This is a genomic window from Providencia manganoxydans, assembly GCF_016618195.1.
In the GTDB taxonomy this organism is placed as follows: Bacteria; Pseudomonadota; Gammaproteobacteria; order Enterobacterales; family Enterobacteriaceae; genus Providencia; species Providencia manganoxydans.
Genome location: NZ_CP067099.1, coordinates 888212 through 905518, shown reverse-complemented (window position 1 = coordinate 905518; position 17307 = coordinate 888212). Strand labels below are relative to the sequence as shown.

Annotated in this window: 15 protein-coding genes; 5 read left to right on the top strand and 10 right to left on the bottom strand. The window is 42.2% G+C overall.

Annotated features, from left to right (window positions below):
• Positions 1–336: 336 nt before the first annotated feature.
• Positions 337–2205, top strand: coding sequence for a 1-deoxy-D-xylulose-5-phosphate synthase (gene dxs / locus JI723_RS03885; protein WP_272580395.1), 1869 nt, complete (start codon positions 337–339; stop codon positions 2203–2205).
• A gap of 516 nt (positions 2206–2721) precedes the next feature.
• Here the strand turns inward: dxs and thiL are convergent.
• The 10 genes from thiL to queA form a co-directional block, all read right to left on the bottom strand.
• A complete protein-coding gene (gene thiL, locus JI723_RS03880) occupies positions 2722–3711 on the bottom strand; it encodes a thiamine-phosphate kinase (RefSeq protein WP_272580396.1) in 990 nt (329 codons plus the stop codon).
• Positions 3712–3941: 230 nt separating this feature from the next.
• On the bottom strand, positions 3942–4358 hold the full coding sequence (gene nusB / locus JI723_RS03875) for a transcription antitermination factor NusB (protein WP_070926800.1): 417 nt from the start codon (positions 4356–4358) through the stop codon (positions 3942–3944).
• Between the two features lie 26 nt (positions 4359–4384).
• The gene (ribH, locus tag JI723_RS03870) at positions 4385–4855 is read right to left on the bottom strand and encodes a 6,7-dimethyl-8-ribityllumazine synthase (protein ID WP_070926801.1); all 471 of its coding nucleotides are present in this window, start codon (positions 4853–4855) and stop codon (positions 4385–4387) included.
• A 173-nt stretch (positions 4856–5028) separates the two neighbouring features.
• Positions 5029–6144, bottom strand: coding sequence for a bifunctional diaminohydroxyphosphoribosylaminopyrimidine deaminase/5-amino-6-(5-phosphoribosylamino)uracil reductase RibD (ribD, locus tag JI723_RS03865; RefSeq protein ID WP_272580397.1), 1116 nt, complete (start codon positions 6142–6144; stop codon positions 5029–5031).
• 3 nt (positions 6145–6147) lie between these two features.
• Positions 6148–6597, bottom strand: coding sequence for a transcriptional regulator NrdR (nrdR, locus tag JI723_RS03860; RefSeq protein WP_070926803.1), 450 nt, complete (start codon positions 6595–6597; stop codon positions 6148–6150).
• Positions 6598–6775: 178 nt separating this feature from the next.
• The gene (secF, locus tag JI723_RS03855; RefSeq protein WP_140181886.1) at positions 6776–7744 is read right to left on the bottom strand and encodes a protein translocase subunit SecF; all 969 of its coding nucleotides are present in this window, start codon (positions 7742–7744) and stop codon (positions 6776–6778) included.
• 10 nt (positions 7745–7754) lie between these two features.
• Positions 7755–9602, bottom strand: a complete 1848-nt coding sequence (gene secD / locus JI723_RS03850; protein WP_081335912.1) for a protein translocase subunit SecD — start codon at positions 9600–9602, stop codon at positions 7755–7757.
• 27 nt (positions 9603–9629) lie between these two features.
• Positions 9630–9962 carry a preprotein translocase subunit YajC gene (gene yajC / locus JI723_RS03845; RefSeq protein ID WP_004905542.1) on the bottom strand — a complete coding sequence of 111 codons (333 nt, stop codon included), beginning with the start codon at positions 9960–9962 and terminating at the stop codon, positions 9630–9632.
• Positions 9963–10055: 93 nt separating this feature from the next.
• Positions 10056–11183, bottom strand: a complete 1128-nt coding sequence (gene tgt / locus JI723_RS03840; RefSeq protein WP_070926809.1) for a tRNA guanosine(34) transglycosylase Tgt — start codon at positions 11181–11183, stop codon at positions 10056–10058.
• 85 nt (positions 11184–11268) lie between these two features.
• Positions 11269–12339: a tRNA preQ1(34) S-adenosylmethionine ribosyltransferase-isomerase QueA gene (gene queA / locus JI723_RS03835; protein ID WP_272580398.1), complete on the bottom strand. Its 1071-nt coding sequence runs from the start codon at positions 12337–12339 to the stop codon at positions 11269–11271.
• Between the two features lie 473 nt (positions 12340–12812).
• On the opposite strand from queA, the gene JI723_RS03830 reads away from it, so the two are divergent.
• The 4 genes from JI723_RS03830 to ggt all read left to right on the top strand — a co-directional run bounded on the left by JI723_RS03830 (position 12813) and on the right by ggt (position 17245).
• Positions 12813–13421 carry an acyl carrier protein phosphodiesterase gene (locus JI723_RS03830; protein WP_070926813.1) on the top strand — a complete coding sequence of 203 codons (609 nt, stop codon included), beginning with the start codon at positions 12813–12815 and terminating at the stop codon, positions 13419–13421.
• A gap of 334 nt (positions 13422–13755) precedes the next feature.
• Positions 13756–14358 carry a peroxiredoxin C gene (locus JI723_RS03825; RefSeq protein WP_070926815.1) on the top strand — a complete coding sequence of 201 codons (603 nt, stop codon included), beginning with the start codon at positions 13756–13758 and terminating at the stop codon, positions 14356–14358.
• A 281-nt stretch (positions 14359–14639) separates the two neighbouring features.
• The gene (locus tag JI723_RS03820; protein ID WP_140181884.1) at positions 14640–15260 is read left to right on the top strand and encodes a hypothetical protein; all 621 of its coding nucleotides are present in this window, start codon (positions 14640–14642) and stop codon (positions 15258–15260) included.
• A gap of 218 nt (positions 15261–15478) precedes the next feature.
• Complete coding sequence (ggt, locus tag JI723_RS03815) at positions 15479–17245, top strand: gamma-glutamyltransferase (RefSeq protein WP_070926819.1); 1767 nt, start codon at positions 15479–15481, stop codon at positions 17243–17245.
• Positions 17246–17307 lie beyond the last annotated feature (62 nt).

Genomic DNA, 17307 nt, shown 5'->3' with positions numbered 1-17307 from the left:
TTTGCTTGCAAAAAACGATGCCACTTAATGTGTATACTCTAAGTCATTCGAAAGGGCAGCTAGACGATAAGATAATAGGTCGCTAGGAACATAAAAGACACTTTGACTGGTACAAATGAGAGCAGTCACCACGCCTTAACGAGAGGCGCTGCCACTTGAAGTATGACGAGTCATACTCTAAATAATTCGAGGTGCAGCTAGGCGACAAGTGAATGAGTCCCTAGGAGCATACAAAAGTATGTGACTAGTGCGAGTGAATGCAGTCAACAACGCTGCAACTTGAAGTATGACGAGTATATTACTTTATTAACAATTATAAATAGTAGTGAGCCCCTAATGAGTATTGATATCGCTAAGTATCCAACACTAGCGCTGGCAGAAACACCAGAAGAGCTACGTTTACTGCCAAAAGAGAGCTTGCCTAAGCTGTGTGATGAACTCAGGCAGTTTTTACTTAGTAGTGTTGGTCGTTCTAGCGGTCATTTTGCCTCTGGTTTAGGCGCGGTTGAACTCACCGTTGCATTACATTATGTTTATAAGACGCCTTTCGATAACTTGGTGTGGGATGTTGGTCATCAAGCCTACCCCCATAAAATTTTGACGGGTCGCCGTGATCGTATTGATACTATCCGTCAAAAAAATGGCTTGCATCCTTTCCCATGGCGTGGAGAAAGCGAATATGATGTATTGAGCGTTGGTCACTCATCGACTTCAATCAGTGCTGGCCTAGGTATGGCAATCGCCGCTGAAAAAGAAGATAAAAACCGTAAAACGGTGTGTGTGATTGGCGACGGTGCTATCACAGCAGGTATGGCATTCGAAGCGATGAACCATGCTGGTGATGTCGCGCCTGATATGTTAGTTGTCCTAAATGATAATGAGATGTCAATTTCTGAGAATGTTGGCGCACTCAATAATCATCTAGCGCATCTGCTTTCAGGCAAGTTGTACACCACGTTACGTGAAAGTGGTAAAAAAGTTTTCTCTAATATGCCTCCCATTAAAGAGCTATTAAAGAAAACTGAAGAACATATCAAAGGCATGGTCGTTCCAGGCACCATGTTTGAAGAATTAGGCTTTAATTACATAGGCCCTGTTGATGGCCATGATGTGATCGCGCTGGTGCAAACGCTAAAAAATATGCGTGATCTAAAAGGCCCTCAATTTCTACATATCATGACTAAAAAAGGTCGTGGATATGAACCCGCAGAAAAAGATCCTATCAGCTGGCATGCCGTACCTAAGTTTGATCCAAGTACCTTTACCTTGCCAAAAAGCAAAGAAACCGGCCCAACCTATTCGAAGATCTTTGGTGATTGGTTGTGCGATGAAGCACAAAATGATGACAAATTGATGGCGATCACCCCAGCAATGCGTGAAGGATCGGGCATGGTACGCTTTTCAAAAGAGTACCCTGATCAATATTTTGATGTTGCCATCGCCGAGCAACATGCCGTAACTTTTGCCGCGGGATTAGCGATTGGCGGCTATAAGCCAATCGTAGCTATCTACTCTACGTTCTTACAACGTGGTTATGATCAGGTGATCCATGACGTTGCTATTCAAAAAGTGCCTGTTTTATTTGCAATTGATCGTGCAGGTATTGTTGGGGCTGATGGGCAGACCCACCAAGGATCGTTTGATTTGTCTTATCTACGCTGTATTCCAACGCTAGTCATCATGACACCAAGCGATGAAAACGAATGTCGCCAAATGCTGCATACAGGCTATCACTATAGTGATGGACCAAGTGCAGTACGTTACCCTCGTGGTACTGGTACAGGGGCAGAATTACAGCCTTTAGCGCCATTACCTATCGGTAAAGGTGTTATTCGCCGTCAAGGTGAAAAAATTGCCATCTTATGTTTTGGTACATTACTCAGCCATGCGTTAGTTGCAGCTGAAAAACTCAATGCAACTGTTGTTGATATGCGTTTCGTTAAACCACTTGATGAAGCATTGATTTTAGAAATGGCTAATAGCCACGATCTAATCGTAACTTTGGAAGAGAATGCGATTATGGGCGGTGCAGGTAGCGGTGTTAACGAGTTTCTCATGCACCAACGAAAGATCCTACCTATATTGAATCTTGGACTACCTGATTACTTTATTTCACAAGGTAGCCAACAAGAAGTGCTTGCAGACTTAGGTCTCGATAGCGATGGCATCATCAAAGCTATTGAAGAGTATCAACAGAAAGCTTAATCCCTAAAAAAAGCAGGTATTGGAGTTATTCAATACCTGCTTTTTTAGCGTTATTTTAAAGATCCGTTATTTTAAAAAAGCATAGCTACGATCAATTTAAATCAAATTTCTTTTAAAAGGATCTTGCTTTTATCTCAAATAAAGTTCAGTATGTTTTTAATACCTAATTGCCCTCATAAGAATTTCTGTCAATATTGACAAAAACATCTCATACTTTTATGGGATATACGCCTCATTTTATTTTAGCTGCCTTTTGGCAGCTTTCTTTTGCCAATCCCAAAAGCTTATTTGTTTTAATTCAAATAATTATCGGTAGCCTTTATTGAACTAACGCTAGTTGATTTTATACCGAAAAAATTACTTCAATTATATTTTCATAACTCAAGCTGTAAGAAATAGATATTATTTTTATATTATAGATAATCGATAAATATCACTATCTGATGATAAATAATCAATAAAAAAGTCCATACCAGCAACTGACATGGACTTTTTTAATAATATTATTTTGATCCTTTAACTATTTACACTTTCCAAAACAAAGTGATCAAACCCTTTTAGGTTCACATCAACTGCTTGGTTATCATGATAGTAACGGATCCCTTCCGATTGAGGTTTGATCTGCCCAATACACGTAAAATGCGCCCCTGTATGTGCTAGTGCCATTTCTAACGCACCACGATTAATTTCAGGGATAGTGAAACAAAGTTCATAATCTTCACCGCCGCTAAGCGACCAAATCTGAGCTTGTTCTTGAGAGCAGTTTTGCTTCAATGCTTCTGATAAAGGCAAAGCATCTAAATTGATATGTGCTCCACAGCCACTCGCTTTCAGTATATGGTTAAGATCAGAGATCAGCCCGTCAGAAATATCAATTGCTGAAGAGGCTAAATTACGTAGCGCTTGCCCTTGTAAAATGCGAGGTTGAGGTCGTAAATGGCGACCAATTAACCACGATTTTTGCTCTTGATCCGCGATATCTAAACGCCCTTGTAGCAGAGCTAAACCCGCAGCACTGTCACCAAGCGTTCCTGTTACATATATCCAATCACCGTTACGAGCACCGGCTCTGGATAACGCTTTCCCCGTAGGCACAAGTCCATGTACCGTATAAGTTAGGCTCATAGGACCACGTGTAGTATCACCACCAATTAATTGCATTCCATAATAGTTAATTTGTTCAAACAAACTATCACTAAACTGCTCTAACCAAGTTGGATCAACATGAGGTAGCGTGATCGCCAAGGAAACCCATGCAGGATCAGCGCCCATCGCGGCAAGATCGCTTAAATTGGAAGCTAATGATTTATAGGCAAGATCTGCTGGTGATATATCAGGAAGGAAATGAATGCCAGAAACTAAAGTATCAGTGCTTACAGCAAGTTGCTGCTTTTCTGGGATAGTCATCAAGGCACAGTCATCACCAATACCGATGTTTACATCACGCCGATTCGTTTTTTGACGATTAAAATAACGCGCGATGAGGTCAAATTCGCCATATGACATGGTAGGTTTTCCGTTTTCGCTATACTTGGGAACTTCGTTATTAAAAAATAATAGACATAAAGATAGACCGCATAAGCAGTCTATCTTATTACTACTGTATACCCGCCATACTTCAAGTTGCAGTGCTTTTGGTTAACATATGGTGACAATACTCATGCGCACTTGTCACCTAACTGCACCTAGAATTATTTAGAGCATAGTACTATTACAGGAGGGGACCCTGAGCAATTTTATTTTTTACGGCGAACAGCAGGTGCAGCCTTATCAAGAACACCATTAACAAATTTATGGCTATCTTCTGCGCCAAATACTTTAGCGAGTTCGATGCCTTCATTAATCGCAACTTTGTAAGGAACATCTTCACGGAAGCTAAGTTCATACATAGCGACACGTAAAATCGCTTTCTCTACCTGCCCCAGCTCTTCCAGTTGACGAGATAAAAAAGGTGCCATCAGTTGATCAAGTTTAATAGCGTTGTTCGCTACACCTGACAACAGTTCACGAAAATAAATTACGTCAACGTCAGACATGTCCTGTTCAGCAATAAATTCATATTCCACATCAGAAACATTATTGCCAGATAATTGCCATGAATAGATGGCCTGTACAGCACACTCACGAGCGCGGCGACGAGCAGCAGGTTTCACAAGATTCCCCTTAAATAAAAACTAAATCAGCCTTTTACAGCTTTAAGTACATTAATCATTTCTAATGCAGTCAATGCAGCTTCAGCGCCTTTGTTACCTGCTTTTGTACCAGCACGCTCAATCGCTTGCTCAATATTTTCAGTGGTTAAGACACCAAAGGTTACAGGTACTTCACTGTTCATTGCAACGTGAGAGAGGCCTGAGCTACATTCACCAGCAACAAATTCAAAGTGAGCCGTTCCACCACGGATTACGGTACCTAAAGCGATAACTGCATCATATTTTTTCGTTTCAGCTAATGCTTTGACTGTTAATGGCAGTTCATAAGCACCCGGTACCCATACAACAGTGATGTTGTCTTGAGAAACTTGGCCGATACGCTCTAGCGCATCAACAGCGCCGTCCAGCAGACTATCATTAATAAAGTTGTTAAAACGAGCGATTGCAATAGCGACGCGCGCTTGTGGCGCGGCAACAACACCTTTAATTACGTTCATAGCCTTCCTTAAATTAATTATACTTGTCATCCTTCAAATTGCAGCACTTTGCACTAAGGTATAGCGGCTACATTTCGAATTATTTAAAGTATATACCCCATGGGGCGCGGATTTTATCACATTCTTTCACTAACCGCGTGGTTGAATTTCAGCAAAACCATAAAAAACTTCAATTACCACACAGGACGTAGTCTGACACGCAAGTCATCACCGACTTTCTGCACATCAGTAAATTCAAATTTTGGCGCATCTGATAAATGAGCAAGCGCAGGAAAATTCACTAGGCCACGCGCCGTATCACCGAGTAATTTAGGTGCAATATATACAATGAGCTCATCGACTAAACCAAGCTTCAATAATGAGCCTGCTAATATTGGCCCAGCCTCAACCCAAATGCTGTTTACGTTTCGCTTAGCCAATTGCATCATCAAAATAACCAAATCAATACCGTTATCATCCGCAGGGATCGCGAGTTGTTCGACTTGCCCTTGCCACATGGCATCAACCTCTGGTTTTGGACGCACTAACCAGCACTCCCCTTCAAGCTGAGTGACTTTGTGCTGAGCGGTGACTCTATTATGGTTATCCAAAACAATACGAATAGGCTGACGTAATGCATTTTCAGGATAAATAGCTTGAATATCGGTAGGCAATTCATTCCAGCGAACTGTCAATGATGGATCATCCGCTAACACAGTATTACTTGTGCTTAAAATTGCACTGGCTTGTGCTCGCAACATTTGAACATCTTTCCTAGCCGCCGCTGAGGTGATCCATTTACTTTCCCCAGATTGCAAAGCGGTTTTACCATCAAGCGAAGCCGCTAGTTTTAATTGGATATATGGGAATGCCGTACGCATGCGTTTTAGAAAACCACGATTTAGCGCCTCAGCCTGCTCCATTAATACGCCACTGGCCGTTTCAATGCCTGCCTTAGATAGCATATATAGGCCTCGCCCTGCTACTTGAGGATTGGGATCTTGCATTGCGGCGACGACACGGCTAACCCCTGCATTAATTAAAGCTTCAGCGCAAGGTGGTGTGCGCCCATGGTGGCTACAAGGCTCTAGCGTAACATAAGCTGTCGCTCCTTTGGCTTTTTCACCGGCCATTCGCAATGCGTGTACTTCTGCATGGGGTTCGCCTGCTTTTTGATGATAGCCTTCACCCACTATTTCGCCATTATTGACGATAACGCAGCCAACATTTGGATTAGGTGACGTTGTAAAACGGCCTTTTTCAGCGAGCTCTAGGGCTCTCGCCATATAGATGCTATCTTGTTCTATCATGCTTTAATCCTGTAATTTAGCGATCTCTTCGCCGAACTCACGTATGTCTTCGAAGCTACGGTACACTGAAGCAAAACGGATATAAGCGACTTTATCCAGTTTTCTCAGTTCATCCATCACTAAATTACCAATCTGTTTAGAAGGAATTTCCCTTTCACCTGTTGCACGTAATTTTGATTTGATGGAGATAATAGCCTGTTCAACTGCATCCGCGCTAACCGGTCGTTTTTCTAATGCTTTTTGCATACCGCGGCTGAGTTTTTCTTCATCAAAAGGTTCACGTACTTCATCACTCTTAATTACCCGTGGCATAACAAGTTCCGCCACTTCAAAGGTGGTGAAGCGTTCATGGCAAACGAGACATTGACGACGCCTACGTACTTGAGAGCCTTCTCCAACTAGACGCGAGTCAATTACTTTCGTATCCACAGCTGAGCAAAATGGGCAATGCATAGTGTTTCCTGATCTTATTTCGGGTAAACAGTGTAACTCAGTGCTTAATAAAAAACACCCCGCAAGGCTGTACATTTAAAGCCTAGCGGGGTGTTTTAGTTTTGTGTTTTACTTTTCAGTAAACTAGAAAGATTGTTTTAACGCTTAACCCAAAACATTAGCCATGGTGAAAACACCTTTATGGCAATAAAGACTCTTGGTCAGCGCCTTCTTTCTCAACCTTCGGTGGAAGCAAATGTTCACGTCTCATACCCATCTTCAGTGCTAATGCAGAAGCAACATAGATAGATGAGATAGTACCGATGGTCACACCAATTAACATAACCAGTGAGAAGCCTTCTAACATCGTGCCACCAAAGATATACAGCATCAGAACCACTAATAATGTTGTTGCTGATGTCATAATGGTACGGCTTAATGTCTGAGTCAAAGAGACGTTCATGATTTCGTATGGCGTACCACGACGAATTTTACGGAAGTTCTCACGAATACGGTCAGATACCACGATACTGTCGTTCAGTGAGTAACCAATCACCGACATCAACGATGCCACGATGGTCATATCTATCTCAATATGAAAGAGAGATAAAATACCTAACGTAATCACAACGTCATGTGCAAGCGCTAATACGGCCCCTGCTGCTAGACGCCATTCGAAACGGAAGCCAACATAGATCAAAATACAGATCAGCGCCGTTAACAGTGCTAATGCACCTGTTTGAGCGAGCTCAGCCCCAACACTTGGACCAACAAACTCAATACGTTTAACTGTCGCTTGTTCATCAACATTTTTATTGATGATAGTAATGATCTCTTTACCAACTTCTTGACCCGCTGTTCCTTCAATTGGTGGTAGACGGATCATAATGTCACGGCTGCTACCAAAGTTTTGGATTAACGGATCTTTGTGCTCTGAATTAGATAAACTCTCACGAATTTTATCTAAATCCGCAGGCTGACTTAAGTTGATTTCTATGACGGTACCACCAGTGAAATCAAGCCCCCAGTTGAAGCCTTTAACTCCAATAATCACAATTGATGCGATCAGCAATACGATAGAAATACCAAAGGCAACGTTGTCCCAGCGCATAAAGTCATAAACTTTACGGCCATAGTTCAATTGTTCAACAGTATAATCCTGTGCCACAACGTGCTCCTTAAATTGACAGCTTGTTGACACGTTTACCGCCATATAGCAGGTTCACGATTGCACGCGTACCGATAATAGCTGTAAACATAGAGGTGGCGACACCGATAGCTGTCGTAATTGCAAAGCCTTTGATTGACCCTGTACCCACTGCGTACAGAATAATTGCAGTGATCAATGTTGTCAGGTTTGCATCGATAATACTTGAGAAGGCGCCTTTATAACCTTCATGAATCGCTTGCTGGACGGAACGCCCATTGCGCAGCTCTTCCTTGATACGTTCGTTGATCAAAACGTTGGCATCGACCGCAACGGCAAGGGTTAATACAATACCGGCAATACCTGGCATGGTTAACGTCGCCCCTGGTAACAAGGACATCACACCAACAATCATAATCAAGTTTGCAAACAGTGCCGTACTGGCAATCAAACCAAACTTACGATAATAAATAATCATAAACAGGATTGATGCTAATAGACCTGCTAAACAGGCTTTCAAACCTTGCTCGATATTTTGCAAACCAAGGGTTGGACCAATGGTACGCTCTTCAACGATTTGAATTGGCGCAATCAATGCCCCCGCACGCAGCAATAGTGATAGCTGGCGAGCTTCGTTTGGATCTTGAATACCTGTAATACGGAACTGGCTACCGAAACGCGCTGAAATATTGGCAGCATTGATGACTTTCTCATCTTTGACCAAAATCACACGGCCTTCAGCGTCTTTCTTGCCACTGTCTTTATATTCAACAAACAGTGTTGCCATGAGTTTACCCTGATTATCACGAGTAAAATCAGACATGGTAGAACCACCAGCACTATCAAGACCAATGCTTACTTGTGGAGCACCGTTTTCATCGCCGCCAGACGTTGAATCAGTAATATGATCACCCGTTAAAATAACGCGCTTATACAGTACGTAAGGCACACCATTACGATCATATTTAACTTCAGAATCACCCGGTACACGACCACTTTCAGCCGCTGATGGATCAACGCTTTGGTTGACTAAACGGAATTCCAATGTGGCTGTCGCACCAAGAATTTCTTTAGCGCGCGCAGTATCTTGAATACCCGGTAACTCAACAACAATACGCTCCGCACCTTGGCGTTGAACTAATGGCTCGGCAACACCTAATTGGTTTACACGGTTACGAATAATCGTAATGTTTTGAGATACAGCATAGTTACGAGCCTCACGTAGACGCTCATCCGTCATTACGGCAGTCATGGTATTGTCGCTACCATCTGAAAACACTAAATCTTGGAATTTACGAGCCAGTGTTTTCTCTGCTTGGCTACGATCATCAGCGTTACGGAAACGCACTTCAACGCTATAATTGTCGCCTTTACGGATAGATGAGTACGGAATGCCTGCTTGGCGCAAGTCATTGCGTATACCGTCCATGTTTTGTTCCTGCAACTTACCTAATGCAGTATCCATATCCACTTCCATCAGGAAGTGAACCCCACCACGCAAATCAAGGCCAAGTTTCATTGGCTCACCACCGACAGCTTCTAACCACTTCGGTGTTGCTGGTGCAAGGTTTAATGCAACAACATATTGATCACCCAGTGCGCTTACCAGTGCTTCACGGGCGCGTAGCTGGATATCCGAGTTGTTGAATCGGGCAAGTACAGCCCCATTTTCCAAAGCGACAGATTTGCTTTGGATATTGTCTTTTTCTAACGTTTTTTGGACTTGGATCAGCGTTTGTTCATTGGCGGCGGTTCCCCGCACGCCAGTGATCTGAACAGCCGGATCCTCACCATATAGGTTTGGAAGCGCATAAAGCAGACCGATGAGGATCGCAGCGATCAGCATCAGATACTTCCACAAAGGATAACGGTTTAGCACGGCAGTTCCCTTCGGGAAAATCAGAAATTAAATAGCTTTCATTGTGCCTTTTGGTAAAACGGCAGCAACGAAATCACGTTTGATGGTTACTTCAGTGTTCTCACTCAGTTCAAGAACAACATAACCCGTTTCAGAAACTTTGGTTACACGTCCAATCAAACCGCCGGTCGTTAAAACTTCATCACCCTTAGTGATTGATTCCATCAGTTTACGGTGCTCTTTAGCACGTTTTTGCTGTGGACGCAGGATCATGAAATAGAAGATCAGGGCGAAAACGACAAGCATGATAACCATTGTGTATGGGCTACCCTGTGCTGGAGCGCCTGCGGATGCCGCTGCTTCAGAAATAAAAAAACTCATTCAACTTTCCTCATTGTTATTGAACGCAATTTAAAACATAAGTACAGCCAAGCCTGCTATGCTACACAGGTTCAACCTATTTCGCACTTAAATTCATTCCATATTTAACGAAGGTTGGGTTTTCCCAATCTTCTGATAAAAATCTTTAGCGAACTCGTCGAAGTTTCCTTCTTCAATCGCCTGACGAATACCCGCCATTAAACGTTGATAATAACGTAAATTATGAATGGTATTTAACCTTGCGCCAAGAATTTCATTACAGCGATCGAGATGGTGCAAATAAGCACGGCTATAATGGCGGCAAGTATAGCAATCACACTCTGAATCGAGTGGGGCAGTATCCGATTTATATTTCGCATTGCGAATTTTTACCACGCCAGTGGTGACAAATAAATGTCCATTTCGCGCATTTCGAGTTGGCATCACACAATCGAACATATCAATACCGCGACGGACACCTTCAACTAAATCTTCAGGTTTACCGACACCCATTAAATAACGAGGTTTATCAGCCGGTATTTGCGGGCAAACATGCTCTAAAATACGATGCATATCTTCTTTTGGCTCACCAACCGCCAAACCGCCTACAGCGTACCCATCAAAACCAATCTCCACCAGCCCCTTAACAGAAATATCACGTAAATCTTCGTAAACACTGCCTTGGATAATGCCAAATAACGCATTTTTATTGTTTAACTCATCAAAACGCTGACGGCTACGTGCAGCCCAACGTAAAGACATTTCCATTGACGTTTTAGCATAATCCCAATCAGCAGGATATGGCGTACATTCGTCAAAAATCATCACAATATCAGAACCAAGGTCGTACTGAATTTCCATTGATTTTTCAGGGCTTAAGAAGATTTTCTCACCGTTAATTGGATTACGGAAATGCACACCTTCTTCTTTAATTTTACGCATTGCACCAAGACTAAAAACTTGGAAACCACCTGAGTCAGTTAAAATCGGCCCCTGCCATTGCATAAAATCATGTAAATCGCCGTGCAATTTCATGATTTCTTGCCCAGGGCGTAGCCACAAATGGAACGTGTTACCTAAAAGGATCTGTGCGCCCGTTTCTTTAACTTCTTCAGGCGTCATGCCTTTAACGGTTCCATAAGTACCAACAGGCATAAACGCAGGGGTTTCAACCACACCACGCTCAAAAATCAAACGACCACGACGCGCTTTGCCATCCGTGGTTTGTAATTCATATTTCACTATTATGTCTCCTAGCATCAGAAAAACAGTCCGATGCTGATTTTCACTTTTATCAGCAAGCAGCGTTGCTGTTGCCTACATTAACTTACTCTCCAACCTGCTCATGACGAGCATCGGGATTACAGGTGATATACATCGCATCACCATAACTAAAGAAACGATATTGCTGTGCAACTGCTTCTTTATAGGCTTGTAGGGTATTTTTATACCCTGCAAACGCAGAAACTAACATAATCAACGTTGATTCTGGCAAATGGAAGTTTGTGATCAATGCGTCAATGATTTGGTATTCATAACCTGGATATATAAAAATTTGCGTATCATCAAAGAATGGTGCTATCAGCGCATCTTGGCTGGCTTTAGCCGCACTTTCTAATGAGCGTACTGAGGTTGTTCCTACCGCAACAACACGGTTTCCTCTTGCCTTACAAGCTAATACCGCATCAACAACATCTTGTGGCACTTCTGCATATTCAGAATGCATTATATGATCTTCAATGCTATCAACCCGAACAGGTTGGAATGTACCCGCACCAACATGCAAGGTGACAAAGGCCATTTCGACACCTTTTGCTCGTAGCGCTTCTAATAGTGGTTCATCAAAGTGTAAACCTGCTGTCGGTGCAGCAACGGCGCCCGGACGCTCACTATAGACGGTTTGATAAAGTTCTTTATCTGATTCTTCATCAGGTCGATCAATATAAGGTGGTAATGGCATATGGCCGATTTGATTGAGTATACTCAATACATCGCGTGGATCATCAAAACGCACTTCAAATAAGGCACCATGACGCGCTAGCATTGTCGCATTCACGCTTTCATCTTCACCTAAAACCAGCTCAGCACCTTCTTTTGGCGCTTTAGATGCCCGAATATGTGCCAATACACGATGCTCATCTAGCATTCTTTCGACAAGTAGTTCGATTTTACCGCCACTCGCCTTACGGCCAAATAAGCGTGCAGGGATCACCCGAGTATTGTTAAAAACTAACAAATCACCGGGCGCCAGTTTATCTAGAACATCGGTAAAAATACCATGGGTCAGTTTTCCCGTTGGTCCATCGAGGCTCAGCAGTCTGCACGCGCTTCTTTGCGCTTGAGGATAGTGGGCAATTAATTCTTCAGGTAATTCAAAAGTAAAATCGGAAACACGCATTGTCTTAACTTCGATCTAAAAAACAGGCGACTAGTCTAGTGCTGAGGACTCGAAGGCGCAAGAAATAAGCGTATTTTTGCCGAAAAAACTGTTTTTATGTAACAAATGTTTTGCAAAATCCGCCATTTCTTTAATTAAAAACAAAACGCTTCTCTTTTTCCCTTTTCCCTTTTCCCTTTTCCCTTTTCCCTAACTCGATCTTATACCCCATGAATTTCGAATTAGAGCAAGGCAGCTAGCAAACTGCCCCCTAGGAGCATACATAAGTATGTGACTAGGGTCAGTTTGTGCGGCGAACACAGCTATAATTTGAAAGGCATCGGGTATAATTAGCGAGCAAACTGAGCCCTAGGAGCACACATAAGTATGTGACTAGGGTCGGTTTGTGTGGCGAACGTAGCTATAATTTGACGTAGCTATAATTTGAAAGGCATCGGGTATTATTAAGATAGTATCGAGTATATGATAACCACATGAACTTCTTAGCTCACCTACATCTAGCTCACAAAGCCAATAGTTCCTTGCTTGGCAATTTAATGGCCGATTTTGTTCGAGGTAATCCCGAAGGCCTCTATCCGCCTGATGTTGTTACAGGTATTTTTATGCATCGAGCCGTTGATAAAGCGACCGATACTCACCCTTTAGTCAAACAAGCTAAATTATTGTTTCGTGATGATTATCGTCGTGTTGCCCCCATCACGCTTGATCTGGTCTGGGATCATTTTCTTTCTTTGCATTGGAATATCATTGAACCTACGATGTCGTTGAGTAATTTTGTGCATTTTGCCCGATCTCAAATCGAACCCGATCTTTGTCATACCCCTGAAAGATTTCAGGAGTTAAATGAGTTTCTTTGGCCACAACAATGGTTAATTCGTTACGCTGAAAAAGCGTATATCGGTAAATCATTAAATGGAATGGCACGTAGACGGCCTAAATTGCATGCACTCAGTGGTTCTTTTAATGACTTTTTATTGCACTACACTGAGCTCGAACAGCTATTTTTCGAATTTTACCCACAGATGGTTAATAAAGCTGAACAACGAATTTTTGTCGGTAACCTCACAACATCGACAACTTGATCGCTATACCACTTGCACTTTGTTGTATTAAAATTATTGTATTGATGTTAATTTATTAAATTGCTACAATTGATAGGCAAAAGCTATCACAACGATTGGTATTTATACCTTTATTGTTTGTAGGGAATTCCATATTCTTCCACAGTGTATAAATATACTCTAGATAATTCGAGAGGCTGCTCGGTGGCCAGTGAATGAGTCGCTAGGAACATAGAAAACTATGTGGCTGGCGTTGAATGAACGTCATCACCATGTTTTAACGAAAAAGCGCGGCAACTCGAAGTATACCGAGTATATATAGAAAGCCTTTAATTCAAACTCATAGGAGTAAATTATGGTTCTGGTAACACGTCAAGCCCCTGACTTTACTGCGGCAGCTGTTCTTGGTAACGGTGAAATCGTTGATAACTTCAACCTAAAAAACCACCTGAACGGCCGTGCAGCTGTGATCTTCTTCTGGCCAATGGACTTTACCTTTGTATGTCCTTCAGAATTGATTGCATTTGATCACCGTTATGAAGAATTCAAAAAACGTGGCGTTGAAATTGTTGGTGTCTCTTTTGACTCCGAGTTTGTTCACAACGCATGGCGTAAAACTCCTGTTGATAATGGCGGTATTGGTGAAGTTAAATACCCAATGGTTGCTGATATCAAACGTGAAATCATGAAAGCTTACGGCATCGAGCACCCAGAAGCAGGTGTTGCTCTGCGTGGTTCTTTCTTAGTAGACAAAAATGGTGTTGTTCGTCACCAAGTCGTTAACGACCTACCACTAGGCCGTAATATTGATGAAATGCTGCGTATGGTTGATGCGCTGCAATTCCACGAAGAGCACGGTGATGTTTGCCCAGCTCAGTGGGAAAAAGGAAAAGAAGGTATGAACGCATCTCCTAAAGGCGTTGCTGACTACCTGACCAAAAACGCAACGGGTCTGTAATTAAGACCTTTTAAGTTTTTATAGATCGGCATAGGCGTTGCTTGTGCCGATTTTTCCATTTTTAGAGATTGCCATCATATTATTCCCTCCTGTCTTGTCATCTTTTTTGCAATAGCGATTGCTAGAAAATTCTTAATTAAACTTAAAATTCAATATATTTAAGAATATATAGCGAACCATACTTTCATGGTTTCAATATTTATAATATGGTTACATTTATCAATAATTAGTTACATTTTTTAGCTTAATCGCTAAGACAATCATAAAGTAGGATAAATGTCATGAAGTTCAAAATGTTAGCATCCATTGTTATTGCTGGAGTGGCACTTGCTGGCTGTGATAATAACCAAACGGCATCCGAAAGTAATTTCAAAAAATCCATTCAAGATTATCTCGATACAAAACCTGCTATTTGTATTAATACAGGCTCATTCCCTGCTGGTTTTTTAGCACCATCCAATACACGTACTATTGAACAATTAGATACTTTGGTTGATGCGGGACTATTAAATAAAGCGAACAAACAAATTGTTGTTAAGGATATGTGGGGCACTGAGAAATCAGGTGATGGCGTAGAGTTTACGTTAACTAGCGAAGGTCAAAAATTCTTTGACGCGACAAAAGCCGATTTCTCAGGTCGTGGTAGCTTCTGCACCGGTAAATTTGTCGTCACCGAAGTCACTAACTTTACTGAGCCAGCTGAGCGTGGTGGACAAAAAGTTTCAATTGCTAATTTCAAGCAAAAGATTGAAGACGTCGCACCTTGGGCTAAAAATGAAAAAGTGATTGCCGCTTATCCACAAATTAAAACCAGCCAAGAACGAGCTGAAAAATCACAACAAAGTCCTTTAGTTCTAACCAATAATGGTTGGATCCATATCGCCTTATTTAATCAAAAATAAACTCAAAAAATATCTTTAGAGGCACCCCTGTGTGCCTCATTATTGCCACGAAAAATTCCCTCAAAATAAATTTTTTAGCATTTTGTTAACACTTTTCAGTTTTATCCTTCAGTTATCTCAACTATTTTATGCTATACATTAAGCGTACAAATGATTAACAAATAATTCACATTAGTCGTTTATGTTACATAATCTCATACATTCATCAGGAGATACTAATGATAAAAACATCATGGCGCCCTTCTGCCCTACTACTTTCGCTACTTATCTCACCTCAGTTATTTGCTGCCTCAGAGCCTGCTGTTGAGGCACAAAAAGGCATGGTGGTATCTTCTCAACATTTAGCATCACAGATTGGTGCTGATATCCTTAAGGCTGGTGGTAACGCGGTCGACGCTGCTGTTGCTGTTGGTTATGCACAAGCGGTCGTTAACCCATGCTGCGGCAATATTGGTGGTGGTGGTTTTATGACAATCCACCTTGCTGATGGCAACGATCTTTTTATCAATTTCAGGGAAACGGCCCCTAAAGCAGCTAATGCAGACATGTATCTCGATAAAGATGGCAAACTCATTAAAGATGCCAGCCTTTATGGTTATTTAGCTTCCGGTGTTCCAGGTACTGTCAAAGGCCTTGATTATGCTCTTGAAAAATATGGCACCATGAGTCGCCAACAAGTGATGGAGCCGGCGATTAAATTAGCCAGAGAAGGATTTATTTTGACGCGAGCAGATACTGACGTACTGGATACGACGACAGATCGCTTTAAGCAAGATCCTGAAGTGGCACGCATCTTTTTAAAGCCTGACGGTAGCGCTTTCCAACCGGGTGATCTATTAGTACAAACCGATCTAGCTAATACACTGGAAAAAATAGCAAAAGAAGGACCTAAGGCTTTCTATGAAGGCGAGATCCCTAAAATTGTTGAACAAGCCTCTAAAAAGAATGGCGGCATCTTAACTGCCGACGATTTTGCAAATTACACGATCACCGATACAACACCAGTTAGCTGCACCTATCGTGGCTATAAATTTATCTCTGCGCCACCACCTAGCTCAGGTGGTGTAACGATTTGCCAAACGCTGAATATATTAGAAAACTATGATCTTAAAGGAATGGGCTTCAATTCCGCTGAATATATCCATACGTTAACAGAAGCGATGCGCCATGCTTATATGGACAGAAATACGTTCTTAGGTGATCCCGCATTTGTCGATAACCCAACGGATAAATTGCTGAGCAAAGCCTATGCGGAAGAACTGCGCAAAGAGATCAAACCAAATCAAGCCACACCATCAACTCAAGTTCAGCCGGGTGTTGGCCCACATGAAAAACCAGAAACGACTCACTACTCTGTTGTCGATGATAAAGGTAATGCGGTTTCAACCACCTATACCATCAATGGCCGTTTTGGCTCAGTGGTGATCCCGCCGGGTACCGGCTTCTTTTTAAATGATGAAATGGATGATTTCACCACTAAAGTCGGTGAAAAAAATATGTATGGGCTAGTGCAAGGGGAAAGAAACTCTATTGCTCCCGGTAAGCGCCCACTTTCATCAATGAGCCCAACCATTGTGACTAAAGATGGCCATGTGTTCCTAGTACTTGGTTCACCGGGAGGATCGCGTATTATCTCAATTACCCTACAAACCGCATTGAATATTATCGACCATGGCATGCCGCCACAAGAAGCGGTAAATGCTGCAAGGATCCACCACCAATGGTTACCTGATGAGGTCTATTATGAAGAAAGAGGCGTCTCTAAAGATAGTTTAGCCTTACTTGATAAGATGGGCTACAAGATGGTGGAGCAAACCCCATGGGGAGCCGCTGAGCTGATTATGGTTCCTGTACCTGATGCAAAAGGTGACAAAACGGATTCGTCAGGTAATGACTCTGCTGTTTCAGGTAAAGTTCGCCAAGGCTATATCTATGGGGCAAACGATGTAAGACGCCCTGCGGGTAGTGCTGTTGGCGTTAATTAAACTATCCCTATTTCAAATAAACCAAAAGGAGCAAATTTGCTCCTTTTGGTTTTTAATATAGT